The 15,118-nt window shown below is 43.3% G+C and carries 13 protein-coding genes and 1 other RNA gene; 4 read left to right on the plus strand and 10 right to left on the minus strand.

Annotation, left to right across the window (positions count from 1 at the left end; all coding sequences use genetic code 11):
- Positions 1-11: 11 nt before the first annotated feature.
- The 5 genes from AB1I50_RS00980 to AB1I50_RS01000 all read right to left on the minus strand — a co-directional run bounded on the left by AB1I50_RS00980 (position 12) and on the right by AB1I50_RS01000 (position 4,176).
- Positions 12-1,145: a plasmid recombination protein gene (locus AB1I50_RS00980; RefSeq protein WP_407725302.1), complete on the minus strand. Its 1,134-nt coding sequence runs from the start codon at positions 1,143-1,145 to the stop codon at positions 12-14.
- A gap of 221 nt (positions 1,146-1,366) precedes the next feature.
- Positions 1,367-2,572, minus strand: a complete 1,206-nt coding sequence (locus AB1I50_RS00985) for a helicase RepA family protein (protein ID WP_407724359.1) — start codon at positions 2,570-2,572, stop codon at positions 1,367-1,369.
- Positions 2,560-2,895, minus strand: a complete 336-nt coding sequence (locus tag AB1I50_RS00990) for a plasmid mobilization protein (RefSeq protein ID WP_407724360.1) — start codon at positions 2,893-2,895, stop codon at positions 2,560-2,562. The genes AB1I50_RS00985 and AB1I50_RS00990 overlap by 13 nt, the downstream gene beginning before the upstream one ends.
- Entirely contained in the window at positions 2,885-3,970 is a 1,086-nt protein-coding gene (locus tag AB1I50_RS00995; RefSeq protein WP_407724361.1) for a site-specific integrase, read from the minus strand. The genes AB1I50_RS00990 and AB1I50_RS00995 overlap by 11 nt, the downstream gene beginning before the upstream one ends.
- A 5-nt stretch (positions 3,971-3,975) precedes the next feature.
- On the minus strand, positions 3,976-4,176 hold the full coding sequence (locus AB1I50_RS01000) for an HTH domain-containing protein (RefSeq protein WP_330054349.1): 201 nt from the start codon (positions 4,174-4,176) through the stop codon (positions 3,976-3,978).
- Between the two features lie 364 nt (positions 4,177-4,540).
- Here AB1I50_RS01000 and AB1I50_RS01005 point away from each other — a divergent pair, with 364 nt between their 5' ends.
- Entirely contained in the window at positions 4,541-4,993 is a 453-nt protein-coding gene (locus AB1I50_RS01005) for a helix-turn-helix domain-containing protein (protein ID WP_407724362.1), read from the plus strand.
- A 3-nt stretch (positions 4,994-4,996) separates the two neighbouring features.
- Positions 4,997-6,004, plus strand: coding sequence for a DUF4062 domain-containing protein (locus tag AB1I50_RS01010; RefSeq protein ID WP_407724363.1), 1,008 nt, complete (start codon positions 4,997-4,999; stop codon positions 6,002-6,004).
- Positions 6,005-6,160: 156 nt separating this feature from the next.
- Here the strand turns inward: AB1I50_RS01010 and guaA are convergent, their stop codons facing one another.
- The 3 genes from guaA to rnpB form a co-directional block, all read right to left on the minus strand.
- Complete coding sequence (gene guaA / locus AB1I50_RS01015) at positions 6,161-7,114, minus strand: glutamine-hydrolyzing GMP synthase (RefSeq protein ID WP_407725303.1); 954 nt, start codon at positions 7,112-7,114, stop codon at positions 6,161-6,163.
- Between the two features lie 161 nt (positions 7,115-7,275).
- Entirely contained in the window at positions 7,276-8,445 is a 1,170-nt protein-coding gene (locus AB1I50_RS01020) for an alpha/beta hydrolase fold domain-containing protein (protein WP_407724364.1), read from the minus strand.
- A 211-nt stretch (positions 8,446-8,656) separates the two neighbouring features.
- An RNA gene (gene rnpB, locus AB1I50_RS01025) (RNase P RNA component class A) lies at positions 8,657-9,006 on the minus strand.
- A gap of 98 nt (positions 9,007-9,104) precedes the next feature.
- Here rnpB and AB1I50_RS01030 point away from each other — a divergent pair.
- On the plus strand, positions 9,105-10,277 hold the full coding sequence (locus tag AB1I50_RS01030; protein ID WP_407724365.1) for an NAD(P)-dependent malic enzyme: 1,173 nt from the start codon (positions 9,105-9,107) through the stop codon (positions 10,275-10,277).
- 33 nt (positions 10,278-10,310) lie between these two features.
- Here the strand turns inward: AB1I50_RS01030 and AB1I50_RS01035 are convergent, their stop codons facing one another.
- Together AB1I50_RS01035 and AB1I50_RS01040 are read right to left on the minus strand one after the other, a co-directional pair.
- Positions 10,311-11,657: a CCA tRNA nucleotidyltransferase gene (locus AB1I50_RS01035; RefSeq protein ID WP_407724366.1), complete on the minus strand. Its 1,347-nt coding sequence runs from the start codon at positions 11,655-11,657 to the stop codon at positions 10,311-10,313.
- The gene (locus AB1I50_RS01040; RefSeq protein WP_407724367.1) at positions 11,657-13,996 is read right to left on the minus strand and encodes an HAD-IC family P-type ATPase; all 2,340 of its coding nucleotides are present in this window, start codon (positions 13,994-13,996) and stop codon (positions 11,657-11,659) included. Before AB1I50_RS01040 ends, AB1I50_RS01035 begins: the two co-directional genes overlap by 1 nt.
- 162 nt (positions 13,997-14,158) lie before the next feature.
- Here AB1I50_RS01040 and AB1I50_RS01045 point away from each other — a divergent pair, with 162 nt between their 5' ends.
- The gene (locus AB1I50_RS01045; protein ID WP_407724368.1) at positions 14,159-15,118 is read left to right on the plus strand and encodes a SpoIVB peptidase S55 domain-containing protein; all 960 of its coding nucleotides are present in this window, start codon (positions 14,159-14,161) and stop codon (positions 15,116-15,118) included.

Genomic DNA, 15,118 nt, shown 5'->3' on the forward strand with positions numbered 1-15,118 from the left:
TTCATAATATATTAGCGTGCGTCACGCTGTTTTGACTTTTTGATACTTCTTGATTGCTCGATAATCTCATTGAGCTTGCGCTTACCGAAAACCTTTTCTAACAGGCGGTAGCCTTTATTCTGCTCTCGGAGCATACCGTTGATCTCTTTGAGCTTAGAATTTTCATATTTCAGATGTTCGTTCTCACGGTACAATCTGCCATTCATATTATTGATACGGTGGTAATTTTCCCAGCCCTTATAGCTTCTGGCAAGGACAGTTCGGACAAGATTTTTCAGCCGAGTTATTAACGGATCAACAAACTTTTTCTTATAGCTCTTTGCCGACATCAAGCTCTGCGGCTCCGGGAGTTGCAGTTGCGGATCTTCGTCAAGTTGCTTTTCTACGTCGCCGAGAATTTCCTTTGCTTCCTCGATTTTCTCAACCGTCGCTTTTAGCCCCTTGACCTCCAACTGCTTTTCTTCAATCTCCCTGTCAAGCTCGGCAACCTCTTTGGCTCGTTCCTGCTTTTTGTAATCAAGAACGGACAAGTGCTGCTCGTGGGTACCTTTCTGTTCCCACTCGATACCGTGCCGCTCCATAATCTGAGCGAGGACTTTCTTTTCGGAAAGTATCCAACGATTCAGCTCGTTGTCGCTCTTTCCCTCGCCTTTGAAGCCCATATTGAGCATTGCCTGTTTTAGCGACACTCGTGTTTCCAAACCTCGTTTGCTGTCGGTGGTGAACGGTACAAAATCTATATGGATATGCGGCGTTGCTTCGTCCATATGAAGGTGAGCAGAGAACACTCTGAGATATGGATTTCGTTCTTGGAAGCCCTGATAGTATTCGTCGAGGATCGTCCTCGCAAGCTCGGCATACTCGCCTGTTGCCGACATATCTTCCTTGTTGCCGATTTGGAAAATGATCTCGTGGAACAGCTTTTCCTGCTTTCCGGACTCGATATGCTTATAGTAATCGGGAATTTTTCTGTCCTTGCGTTTCTGTTTATCGTTGTACTGTTTCAGAGCTTCATCAAACATTTCGTGATACACTTTCTTGATTGGCTCGTTGCAGTAATCTATATTCAAATGGGTACGCTCGCTGTCCACGTTCTCCGCTGTGAAGCTGCGGCTGTTGTGCGTGACAGAGCCTTTACCCACCATTGCGCTAATCGTTCTCTTCATTTATCTACCTCAAATCTGTATTTGTATTCAGCTATCTTTTTACTGAGTTGCTTACTCAGGTTCTGTTACTCTTGCCAAGAGTAACGCAAAAGCACTTTTGACAGCAGGGCTATCAAAAATGCAACCTGCGAGCAGGTTTTGCGCTCTCCGAGGGGCAAGGGCAGCCCTTTGAAAAGGGCTCCCTGCACCCCGCCTAAACTTTAGTGCGTGTCAGTCCGTGTCAGCTGTGTCGGTGTTTCACACACCCCACAATTGCTGTCACAGCCGTCACGCTTTGACACGCCGCCCTCATAGGTCAGCGTGATTCTGCGCCCTTCGTGAGTGCGCTTGTAGTGGTAGACGATCTTGTGTTCGTCCATCAGACGGTTGACATTGACATTCAGCTTTTGTGTGATAGCGTTCGGCTTGATGTTAACGGCGAGATATTCACACAGCTCCGTCGGCGTACCACACCATTGCGGATTGTCGGCGGTCACCCTCTCGGCGATCCTGTCGAGCAACGGCTCAAGTGGCGCTTTCCAAAGCTCTGTTTCGATTTTGTCAAGCTCCCACACCAGCGTTTCCGTATTCTTCTTCAAGTACACACGCTGGTCTTGCTGATCTCTGCCGGATACCTCAAGCGTAGCGTTGTTGCTCGTGCGCTTATCTTTGGAAAGAACAAACCCTCCGTCCGCAGCGCCGAGCAAACCGTTAGTGCCGGAAATCATATCGAACTTATCGTCAGCAATCTGTTTGCGAGTATGGTGGACAACCAACATACAAATGTTGTGGCTGTCCGTGAAGCTCTTTAGCTTCGTGATGATCTGATAGTCGTTGGCGTAACTGTAATTCTCGCCGCCGACCTCCCTGACCTTTTGCAAGGTGTCGATAATCACCAGCGAAGTGTCAGGGTGTTTCTGTAAGAAGCCGTCCAGCTGCTCGTCCAAACCATTGCCGAGCTGATGAGCTGATACCGAAAAGAACAGATTTTCATTTTCGGATGTTCCGAACATACGATATAGCCGCTTCTGTAATCTCGGATAGTTGTCCTCCAGAGCAAGGTATAGCACCTTACCCTGCCGTACATCAAATCCCCACAGCTTTGTGCCTGTGCTGACGTGGTAGGCAAGCTGTGCCATCAGAAAGCTCTTGCCAATCTTCGGCGAGCCGGCAAAAAGATATGTTCCCCGGTAGAGCAAGCCGTCGATGATCGGCGGCTTGCTCTGATAGGCGCTGTCAAACAGTTCGGTCATCGAGACCGTGTGTAAATACGATTCGTCTATATCGCAAAGGTCGTTAATTTCATCAAAACTATTGAAATCTGAATCGTTATCGTTTATAATAGTGGTGTTAGATTTTGTGAATGGCTGTCCTGCTTCTGCGCCAACAGAAGTATTAAGGGCAGTCATTTCTTTTAAGGCGTCCATTCGCATTCCTCCTTCATTCCGTTAAGAGTAACGGTGATTAATCTGATATTGTTGAGCAGCTCGTCATCAACGCCTGCTCCTGCTTCTATGCGCTTCAGTTCATCCAGAACTAAGGCGAGCTGTGTTTTCAGCGCCTTGTACACTTTCGGATTACCCTGTACAACAATATCCCGATTAAGACATTTGCGGTAGCAATATTCCTGCTTTGGTAAGCCTGAAAGCGCAACTGCAATATTTATTTGCTTGTGTTCTTCGGGTGATACCCGAAATCCCACGGTGATATTTCTAAAACGGTTGTGTCGATCTACATTTTTAGCTGACATTTTGCAGTCCCCTTTCAATATTCAATTTGTTAGCCATATCACTTTGCGCTGACGGCAGCATATGAGCGTAACGATAAGTAATGTCGATACTCTCGTGACCTACTCTGTCAGCGATTGCCACAACGGAAAAGCCCATTTCAATTAAAAGCGAAACGTGGCTATGACGTAAATCGTGTATACGAATCCGTTTTACACCCGATTCCTCACAACCACGCTTCATTTCACGATGAAGGTAGCTTTTGGTGATAGGAAACAATCTGTCGTCCTTCCCAATCTTATACAAGGAACGGATATAGTCTTGGAGCTCATCTGAGAGAAAGTCAGGCATACTGACGGTACGGATACTTTTTGGCGTTTTCGGATCGGTGATTACATCCCTTTGCTTAATGCGCTGATATGATTTATTTATCCTTATCGTCTGCTTTTCAAAATCCAGATCGGCAGATGTTAAGGCTAACAACTCTCCTAACCGCAAACCACACCAATATAAGATTTCAAAAGCATAATAAGAAATCGGCTTGTCCATTATCGCTTCTGCAAATTTCAGATATTCAGGTTTAGTCCAAAACTGCATTTCCTTTGTTTGCTCTTTACCCATATTGCCAACCTTAGCCGCAGGGTTACTCTTTAAGTCGTAGAACTTAACGGCGTGGTTAAAAATAGCGCTGATTTGATTATGAATCGTCTTTAGATAGGTTTTAGAGTACGGTTTTCCTGCAGAATCACGATAACCCATCATTTCATTTTGCCAAGACATAATATCTGTCGGCTTGATTTCGCAGAGTTTTTTGTTTTGAAAATAAGGCAATACCTTCTTCTCAATGACGGATATCTTTGTGTTCCAAGTGTTCTCCCTGATTTTTTCTTTGAGATCCGCCTTGTAAAGCTCCCAAAACGCTCCGAAGGTCATATCGACGTCATCGCTTCTTTGAAGTAGAAATGTTCGTTCCCACTCGCTCGCTTCACGTTTGGTCTTGAAACCTCGCTTAACTTTTCGGTCGGTACTGCCCTGCCAGTTCTTGTAATAGACGGACACATACCAAGTGTTGTTTGATTTATTCTTATAAACAGCCATTTATATCACTCTCCTTCTTTGGCTGATTGAACACCATAGAATTTTTCCTCAAAATACCGACGGCTCAATTTGCCTGCTACGGTATAAAAGCCTTTGGCTTTCAATTCCTTGTTGAGCGTATGCATAATCTTATATGCACTTGATTTTGATACGCCGAGACACTCGGCGATTTCATCAGCGGTAATCACGTTCTTGTTTGCTGTCATAGGTTTAACCCCCTTTCTTATTTTGATTTATAGTTATAGAATTGACTTACAAAGCCCCGGATTAACTTACCGAGCCTCTCACCTCATTGCCTGCGACGCTTCTAACGCTCGGACTGTGACTGGTGGGGAGTATCCCTCCTACTTCTGCGCTCGTTCCGTTTGAAGTCTTGGCGCATTTGGCAGGAGTGCGTTCACTCGCCTGACTAAACTTGTTAGTTTAGTGTATTTCTATTATACTAAACATATTAGATTAGTGCAAGTGGATAAAACATAGAAAATACTAAACTTTTCTGCTTTGAAACTATTGACATTTACTAAACATATATGTTATACTTATTACATTCTTAGGAAAAGAGGTCTAAATATGTCGATTGGTGAAAGAATCCGTTATATCCGTAATCTGCGTGGTATGACACAGAAAGAACTCGGAAAAGCTATCGGCTTTGACGACAGAACGGCTGATATTCGTATCGCTCAATATGAAAGCGGCACTCGCACCCCAAAGGCGAATTATGTAGAAGCGATTGCAAAAGCGCTTAATGTGAAAACGTATGCTTTGAATGTACCCGAAACCGATACTTATCTCGGATTGATTCATACGCTTTTTGCTTTGGAAGATACCTATGGTATTAAAATCAATTCCATTGACGGCGAGCTTTGCCTGACGCTTGATAAGCACAATAAAAACTATATAACTATGTTTGAAATGCTCAACGATTGGCGTAATCAGGCTGAGAAGCTAAAGAATGATGAAATCTCCGAAGATGAGTATGACGATTGGAAATACAACTATCCGAATACAAAGGGAGCAAGATAATAGATGGAATCTAAGAAGTATCAAGTTTTTATTAGCTCAACCTATATTGATTTGATAGAAGAACGAAGGAAAGTTATGGATGTTTTATTAATGGCGGACTGTATTCCTGCTGGTATGGAAGCATTTGTAGCAACAGATGATGAACAATTCAATGTTATCAAGAAAGTAATTGATTTATGTGATTACTATATTTTAATAATCGGAAGAAGATACGGTTCAATTAATCCTTCAACAAATCAGAGCTATACAGAAATGGAATATGAATATGCAAAAAGAAAAGGTATTCCTGTACTTGTGTTTGCAATTGATACCACGATAACATTACCAAGCAATAAAATTGAAACAGAAACTAACAGGATAGAAAAATTAACTCAATTTCGTGAGAAAGCATTAAATAATAGATTAGCGAGTATATGGACAGACAGCGGTGATTTAGCTGGAAAAGTTGCTATTGCAATTATGCAAGCAAAACGAGAGATTAAACGCCCTGGTTGGCAAAGAGCAGTTGATTATGATGAGGCATCACTTAGAAAGCAAATTATGGAATTAACTGAGAAAAATCAAGAATTAGAGAATAGCTTAAATGCTGCTGAAGAAAAAATTTTAGAATTAACATCTTATAACGATTTAGCTTTTGAAGATTGTAACTATACAATTGGATATACCTACTATATTCGTATAGGAACCTCTTTATCGGGAGTTCCAAGGCACGAAAAGAAACGTTCTAACAAAACGCTTGCACTCACAAAGATTTTTGAAAAAATTGCTACAGAAATGATGGGTGTTAGTATTACAGAAAATAGAATAACAACTATCATTTGTCATTTAGTAGATTCAACTCAAACAATATATCTTGATGATGAACAAATTCCTAAAAAGATATTAAATCAATTGAAAGAACTTCATCTAGTAAAATCAACCTGGAGTGATGAAAGAAAAGCATTGTATTGGGGATTAACAACTAAAGGTCAAAAAGTCCGCAATGAAATGATACTAATAAAATCCAAATAAAACTAACCCCTCTCGAATGAACTAAGCGTTCAAACGAGAGGGGTTTCCTCTTGCTTGTTTTATTGTAAAGAATAGTAAACAGTATCAAAACGGTATCAACCAGACTTTTGAAGTGTCAAAAAGTCAGTGTTTAAGCCATTTCTTTGACTTTTATTACTATTCCCATTCTATTGTGGCGCAAGGCTTAGGTGTGAGGTCATAGAGCACGCGGTTTACGTTTTCTACCTCTGTAGTGATTCGTTTTGTGATGTGCTGTAAAAGCTCAAAGGGAACATCCTCAACGGTTGCGGTCATTGCGTCGGTGGTATTTACGGCGCGGATGATTACAGGGTAAGCGAAGGTGCGCTTGCCGTCCTTAACTCCTACCGACTTAAAGTTGGGCACTGCGGTAAAGTACTGCCATACCTTGCCTTCAAGACCGTTCTTTGCGAATTCCTCGCGGAGAATTGCGTCGGACTCTCTTACTGCTTCGAGTCTATCGCGGGTGATTGCGCCGAGGCAGCGAACGCCGAGTCCCGGGCCGGGGAATGGCTGGCGGAATACCATATTATCGGGAAGTCCGAGCGCCTTGCCGACTACTCTTACCTCGTCCTTAAACAAAAGCTTAACGGGCTCTACAAGCTCAAACTGCAAATCCTCGGGAAGTCCGCCTACATTGTGATGAGCCTTTACGCCGTCGCTTTCGAGAATGTCGGGATAGATTGTGCCCTGAGCGAGAAACTCAATGCCGTCGAGCTTTCTAGCTTCTTCCTCGAATACTCTGATGAACTCAGCGCCGATAATCTTTCTCTTTTTCTCGGGCTCTTCAACGCCTGCGAGCTTATCGAGAAAACGGTCAACCGCGTCAACATAAACAAGGTTGGCGTTCATCTGGTTTTTGAACACCTCTACTACCTGCTCGGGCTCGCCCTTGCGGAGAAGTCCGTGGTTTACGTGAACGCAGACAAGCTGCTGTCCTACAGCCTTAATTAGCAGAGCGGCTACTACCGAGCTGTCTACTCCGCCTGAAAGCGCCAAAAGCACCTTTTTATCACCGATTTGCTCTCTTAATTCCTTTACCTGCTCGTCGATAAACACGTTGGCAAGCTCGGGAGTTGTAATCCTTTCCATTGTTTCGGGACGTACATTTCCTTGCATAACTTACTCCTTTACATTTTTGATGAAATAATTATAAACTAATCTTTATATTAAATCAAGAGTTTTTACAATTTGTTGTAAACTCCCATCAAATAAAATAACCGGAACTCGCGCTAACGAATTCCGGTAAATTTTTATTCTTCAGTTTTTTCTTCGGTAACTTCGGTTACTTCTTCTTTTACTTCTTCAGCAGGAGCTTCCTCGATAGCTTCGGGCTCGGCAGTTACTTCTTCTGTCTGCTCGGGTTCTGCTTCGTCGGGAATTGCTTCTTCATCTTCAGCAACTGCTTCTTCTTCGCAGTCGCTTTTACATTCCTCAACTCCGTAGAGCTCGGAAGCCATAATCGCAAGCGCCTCCTCCGCCTCGGGAATCGGCAGGCCTACAAAGAAGTGCATCTGGTTCTTGTAGATATTTACGTCGATATCAAGCTCGTACTCGTCAGCAATTTCCTGAAGAGTATAAGCGTCGGCGCAGAAAATTTCTCTTGTACCGGCAAATACAGTGATTTTGCAAAGACCTGTAAGGTCGCCGTAAATCGGGCTTACAGCAGGGTGCATAAGGTCAAGGTTGCCGGCGTAGAGCTCGCCCTTTTCCTTGAGAACCTCAGCGTTGAGGAGCTTATCCTGCGGCTGAATTTCCGCAATTTTGGGATCGCTGTTAGTAACGTCAAGCCACGGTGAGATAAGGAAAGCCTGCTTGGGCATGGGCAGTGTCTGGTACTTAATCTTCTGCAAAAGTGAAAGTACAAGTCCGCCACCTGCGCCGTCACCGATAAATACGATTTTATCAGCAGGGATTTGATTTTCCTCAATTAAATACATATAACGGTCGAGGAGCATTTTTTGAATTTCAACAGCAGTGTGCGCGGGAGCCTTGGGATATACAGGCAAAACGAGCTTTGCGCCGAGCTTGTTTGTAAGCTTCTTAAAGAACGAATAATGGAATCTGGTGGGATTTGACCAGAAGTCTGTGCCGTGAATGTAGAAAAGAATACAGTCGGATGTCTTATTCTTAGGCTCTAATACAAATGTATCGTCTGTGAACCAGTCAATTTCGGTAAAGCCCATATTCTTTTTTACCTGCTCGGGAAAAATAAACGGCTTTGAGCTTTCTTCAAGTCCCTTTTCAAAATTAACGGGCTTTTTTACTGTGAGAGGCAGAACCTTTGCTGCGTCCTCAAACACAAGGCTCTTAACGCTTCTCTCCTGATTTTTTGCCTGATTTGACTTTGCGATTGCCGAGCCTACAGCTGCGGCAGTTACCGCGGTAGCAAGGCCGAGAAAAATTTTATGTCCTGTTTTCATTTTAAATACTCCTCCTCCTATCTTTGAAACAGCTTTTGTAATTGAATAGATATTCATAATATCCTCCTAAAACAAACAAATCCGTTAGTCCTTATTATAACATATAAATAACCGCTTGTCACCTATTTTTAAATCTTTTTTAATCATTTGTTAACAAATGACTAAATAAGTTGAATAAAGTAAAAAAACCTGCCGGAAAGCAGGTTAATTAGTTGCGACTGCGCCTGTAAGCCGGGTTCTGTCGTGAACAGCCATCTATCTTGGCAGAGGGTTGCCCCTGCTGCTCGATGCCACCTCCTAAGAACTCGCCGAGCAAGCGAATAATGTTCTACCACGGTGTTGCTTCAAATAGGGTTTACACGGCAGGCTTGTCTCCAAGCCTCCGGTGAGCTCTTACCTCACCTTTCCATCCTTACCGAATTACATTCGGCGGTAATTTTCTGTTGCACTATCCCTGGGGTCGCCCCCGGCGGCCGTTAGCCGTTATTTTTGCTCTGTGAAGCCCGGACTTTCCTCGCACAGGTTTTTTCAAACACTGCCCGCGGCTGTTCAGCGCACTCGCGTTATTATAATAAATCATTTTACGTAAGTTGTCAAATACTTGATTAAAAAACATTTTTGAGGTATAATATATAAGATTTTACGAAAGGAGTAATTTTATGGATATAAGACAGGAATCGCTTAAAAAGCACTACGAGTGGAACGGAAAGATTGAGGTTGTATCTACCGTTCCGATTAATTCATCCGAGGATTTGGCTCTTGCCTACACCCCCGGCGTTGCAGAGCCTTGCCTTGAAATTCAGAAGGACTATAACAAATCCTACGAGCTTACACGCAGAAACAACCTTGTTGCGGTTATCACCGACGGTACGGCTGTTTTGGGCTTAGGAGATATCGGTCCTGAGGCAGGTATGCCTGTTATGGAAGGTAAATGCGCGCTGTTTAAGGCGTTCGGTGACGTTGACGCCTTCCCTATTTGCGTAAGAAGCAAGAGCGTTGACGAGATTGTAAACACAGTTTATATGATTAGCGGCTCGTTCGGCGGAATTAACCTCGAGGACATTTCCGCTCCGAGGTGCTTTGAGATTGAAAAGAGACTTAAGGAAATATGCGATATTCCGATTTTCCACGACGACCAGCACGGCACTGCTGTTATTGTTGCCGCAGGACTGCTTAACGCGCTTAAGATTGTCGGCAAGAAGATTGAGGATATAAAGGTAGTTATGAACGGCGCAGGCGCGGCAGGTATCGCGATTGCGAAGCACCTTATGAATATGGGCGTTAAGGACGTTACAATGTGCGACAGCAAGGGTATTATCTGCAAGGGCGACGAAAGACTTAACCCTGTTAAGCAGGAGATGGCAGAAATCACTAACCTCAGCCGCAAGACAGGCTCGCTTGCCGACGCTATGGTAGGCGCCGACGTATTCCTCGGTATTTCCGCCGCAGGCTGTGTTACTCAGGATATGGTCAAGACTATGGCTAAAGATCCGATTATCTTCGCTATGGCTAACCCCACTCCCGAGATTATGCCCGACCTTGCAAAGGAAGCCGGTGCGGCTGTTGTGGGCACAGGAAGAAGTGATTTTCCGAACCAGATTAACAACGTGCTCGCTTTCCCCGGAATTTTCAGAGGTGCGCTTGACTGCAGAGCAAGCGATATTAACGAAGAGATGAAGATTGCCGCTTCATACGCGCTCGCGTCTATCGTTGACGACGACAAGCTCAGCGCAGACTACATTCTCCCCCACGCCTTTGACCCGAGAGTAGGCAAGGCTGTCGCCGAGGCTGTTAAGAAAGCTGCTGTTGAAAGCGGCGTTGCGAGAATTTAAACCTTTTCATATAAATACATTAAGAGCTGACGTTCATTCGTCAGCTCTATTTTTGTAATTATTTACAGCTTTAATGAGGGTCTGCTTGTCGTTTTCAAGCTCATTATTAAGCACTTTTTCGAATAAATAATTTAATATTCCGCCGATTTCTCTGCCGTCTGTAATGCCGTTCTCGATTAAATCCTTACCGTTAACGGAAAGCTGCTTAAGGCTGAAACACTCATTATCCCTGATTATTTCTTCAAGATGAGCTTTGGCTGTATTAAGGTCAGTAAGCTTTTGCTCTCTGTTATAATCGGACTGTGACATCGTATCGGCGTACTGGATTTTGAAAAGCCTTTCTATATTCTCTTTGCCGAGCTTACCGAGAACACGCTTTACGGTCTTTTTGTTTCCGCTGAAACGCACATCGTGATATATTATCAGCTTAAGGCAGTCGGAGATAAAAGCGTTTGAAAACCTTAACCTTTTTAATATCACGTCAGCCATCTCTGCGCTTATCTTCGGGTGTCCCTTAAAATGACATCTGCCGTTAATATCAGTCGTACAAGCCTGCGGCTTGCCGATATCGTGCAACAGCATAGACATCCTCAAAAGCGGTTCGGGCTCGATTACGCCAACCGAGTGAATGATATGCTTGTATACATCATAGCAGTGGTGCGGAGTATGCTGCTCAAAGTCAAAGCATGGTGTTATCTCGGGAATAATCCCGGCAATAACATCGCGGTAATCGTTTAGGATTTTTTCGGCTGATTTACCGCAGAGTATGCCGATTAATTCTTCCCTAATACGCTCATTGGCGACGTTGTGAAGCAGGCTTTTACAGTCGTGAATTGCCTTTGCGGTGTTTGCTTCAATCTCAAAATCAAAGCGTGAAGCAAAGCGCAGTCCGCGTAAAATACGCAGAGAATCCTCGTTAAAACGGTCAGTTGGATTTCCTACGCATTTTATCAGCTTATTTGCGATATCTTCCCTGCCGCCAAACGGATCGACAAAACCGTCCTTTTCGTTATAAGCCATAGCGTTTACCGTAAAATCACGGCGCGATAAATCGTCGTTGATATTTGAAGTAAACTCAACGCTCTGCGGATGGCGGTTGTCCTCATACTCGCCGTCAACGCGGTAAGTCGTAATCTCGTAAATTCCGCCGTGCATAACAACGCCGATTGTGCCGTGCTTTTTGCCTACATCAATAGTCTTATAGTCGCAAAAGCAAGCTTGAGTTTGGTCAGGCTTTGCGCTTGTGCAGATATCCCAGTCGTGCGGAGTGTTGCCCATAATGCAGTCGCGTACACATCCGCCTACGATAAACGCTTCAAAACCGCTGTTATTTAGTTTTTGTATTATTGTGTTGACTTCTTTTGGAGTGTTAATAATCATTAGGATTTGTTTTTGTTTTCTTCTATTAATTTTGAAGCAATATTATACAGAATATTAAATACAATAATTGTTCCTGCCGCCAATACCGCAAGCAGAATAATAGCGTTTGTGCTCAGCATTGTCAATGAGAAGAGCCAGCCGAAGAAGGTAAACGCAATTGTGATGCCTGCGATACTTACAAACAGCATTGCGCCTCTTAATGCGTTAAGCGGAAGTGAAAGCCTGATAACGAGCAACAGGCAGGTTAACGCCGTTACATAAACCGAAATTGTCGAGAATTGGGCAAATTCAATTCCGAGGTTTTTGCAGAATATTTCGGCAATAATAATATTAAGCGCAACGCATAATGCCGCAGGCAGTGCGCGTGCAATAATATTAAATGTAAAGTTGCCCTTAACGATGTTTTTGTTCGGCTGAAGCGCGAGTACAAATGACGGTAAACCGATAGTAAGACCGCCGATAAGGGTAAGCTGAATAGGCTCAAAAGGATACTGCATTGTCGCGAAAATGAAGAATATCGAGAGCAGGATTGAATAGACTGTCTTTACGAGGTAGAGCGACGAGCTTCGTTCTAAGTTATTGATGGAACGTCTTCCCTCTGCGACAACTCTCGGCATTGCGGCAAAGTCGTTGTCGGTAAGTACAAGCTGAGAAACGTTGCGTGCCGCCTCGCTTCCCGAAGCCATGGCAACGGAACAGTCAGCCTCTTTAAGGGCGAGTACGTCATTTACGCCGTCGCCTGTCATAGCTACCTTATGGCCTTTTGCTTTAAGAGCCAAGACGAGCTTTTTTTTCTGAACAGGCGTAACTCTGCCGAATACGTTGCAGGTTTTCGCTACCTTTTCAAGCTCTTCATTGGTCTTGACCTCGGTCATATTAACAGCGCGTTCAGCGCCTTCGATTCCGCAGTCCTTAGCGATGTTCTTAACGGTCTTAATGCTGTCGCCGGAGATAACCTTAAGCGTTACTCCCTGCTCCTTAAAATAGTTTACGGTGTCCTGAACGTTATCTCTGAGCTTGTCCTTGATAAGAACAAGCGCCATCGGCTTTAAGTCGTCGGGTAATTTGCCGTTTTGGATTTCATTATTCGAAACAGCAAGAGCTAAGATACGCACGGTATCATTAATTTCGTTAATCTTATCAAATACTTCTTTATACTTTTCTTTATCCTTAAATACAAACTCGGAAGCGCCGATAACATATGTTTTGCCGTTTGAAAACTTTCCGCCCGACCATTTTGTTTCTGACGAAAAGCCGTGGAAAAATTCACTGCTTACAGGCTTGGTTCCCTCTATGTAATCGCCAATCGCCTGGATAGTGGCGTTTTTGTCCTCACTCGCGCTGTATATTGAGGATAAAGCTAATTTTATTTCTTCTAAGGAATTATCAAATGTAAGTACATCGGTTACATTCATACTCTCAGCGGTTAATGTACCTGTTTTATCAAGGCAGATTACGTCAACACGAGCGAGAGTTTCAATACAGTACATCTCGTTAACAAGCACCTTTTGACGTGAGAGCTTGACTACAGACACCGCCAAAACAGTACTGGTGAGCAAAATCATACCCGAAGGGATCATACCTACAAGTGCGGCTACGGTGCTGAGAACCGAGCTCTGGATTGTACCGCCGTGGATAAAGAACTTGCTGACAAACAGCAGTATTCCTAAGGGAACGATTATAATTGTACAGAGCTTAATTATAAACTTAAACGAACTGAGAATTTGTGATTCGTTTTTCTTAACATACTTTGCTTCGTTGTTAATCTTAGCGGCGTAGCAGTCAGCGCCTACATGAGTAACCTGAGCATAGCACTTGCCTGCGGATATAAAGCTTCCCGATAATAGCTCGTCGCCGGTATTCTTGGGGATTAAATCGGATTCACCTGTCAGAAGGCTCTCATTTACTTTACAGTCGCCGTCAACCACAACACAGTCGGCAGGAATTTGGCAACCGCGCGATAATATAATAATATCATCGAGGACGATTTCGTCCTTGCTGATTTCTATTTCTTTGCCGTCGCGGACAACGGTGACTTTGCTCTCGGTGAGGATTGTGAGCTTGTCTACGCTGATTTTTGAGCGAATTTCCTGAATTATACCGATGATAGTGTTAAAGAACACTACGCCGATAAACAACAGGTTCTTATATGAACCTACAAGCAATAGAAGTACAAACAAAATCACGTTAATCAAATTGAAAAGCGTACAGATGTTATCGTAAAAAATACGCTTGTATGATTTTGTTTTCAGGGTGGATGTTTGGTTGACTTTTCCCTGCGCTATCCTTTCGGATACCTGCGCAGAGGTCAAGCCGTTGGTTTTTGAAAATTCTTCCATAATACTCTCCCGTTATTCAAAAAGAAAAATTTTTGAAAAATCTTTTGATTTATTACAAAAACAGCGATATTCATACCAAAAAGATTTTTAATATTTTTATTAACCCTTTATCTATATTATAAATGCAAAAACTAATAAAGGCAACGGAAAGAAGGTGATTTTTTGAAAAAATTTGTTAATATAATTACAGTTGCCGTATGTGCATTATTTTTGATTACCGCGTCTGTCTCTGCAGGAAAGGTATCTGCCGAGGGTAAGAGCGTATATTTAGGCGGTCAGCCGTTCGGCGTTAGGTTTTATAACGACGGACTGATTGTCGTTGAACTTGAAGAATTCTTTGACGGAACGCAAAACGTATGTCCTGCCAAAAAAGCAGGGCTTAAGGTTAACGATATTATAAAAGAGGTAAATCGTATTCCTGTCAGGACGAATGAGGATTTGCAAAACGCCGCGGTAAATTGCGAAGGAAAGCCGATTTCCTTTATAATAGAAAGGGACGGCGACAGAAAAGAAATTGTCATTACTCCGCAGAAAAACAATATGGGCGTTTATCTTTTAGGCGCTTGGATAAGGGACAGCTGTGCAGGAATAGGCACAATCAGCTTTTATGATAAGGATAAAAACTACTTTGCCGCCTTAGGGCATGGAATATGCGATAACGACACAAGCGCACTTCTCCCCCTCGGCTCGGCGGAGATTGTCAAAGCGAATATAAGCTCGGTTACTAAGAGCGTTGACGGAAAGGCAGGAAGCCTTAACGGATATTTCGGAGATGAAACTATCGGTACTCTTACAGAGAACACTCCGCTCGGCATTTACGGAGAACCTAACAGCGGTATGCTTGATAGCTCAAAAGAAATTGAGATTGCCGACTATTCCGAAATAGAAAAAGGTGAAGCCGAGATATACACCACTATCGACGGTGAAAATGCCGCCTGCTATACCGCTGAAATTACAAAACTGTGCAACGCTGACGAAAGCAGTAATGAAAACTTTGTAATTAGTCACTGCCTTCAAAACAAGCAATCAGTAAAATTCTCGATAAACAGTGCATTTTTCATCGAAATGTGCTATAATAAGTGCAAGAAAATAATCAAGAGCAATAAAAAAGCTTGCACTTAA

The sequence above is a fragment of the Ruminococcus sp. NATIVEDY161 genome, from assembly GCF_045819895.1.
GTDB lineage: Bacteria > Bacillota > Clostridia > Oscillospirales > Acutalibacteraceae > Ruminococcoides.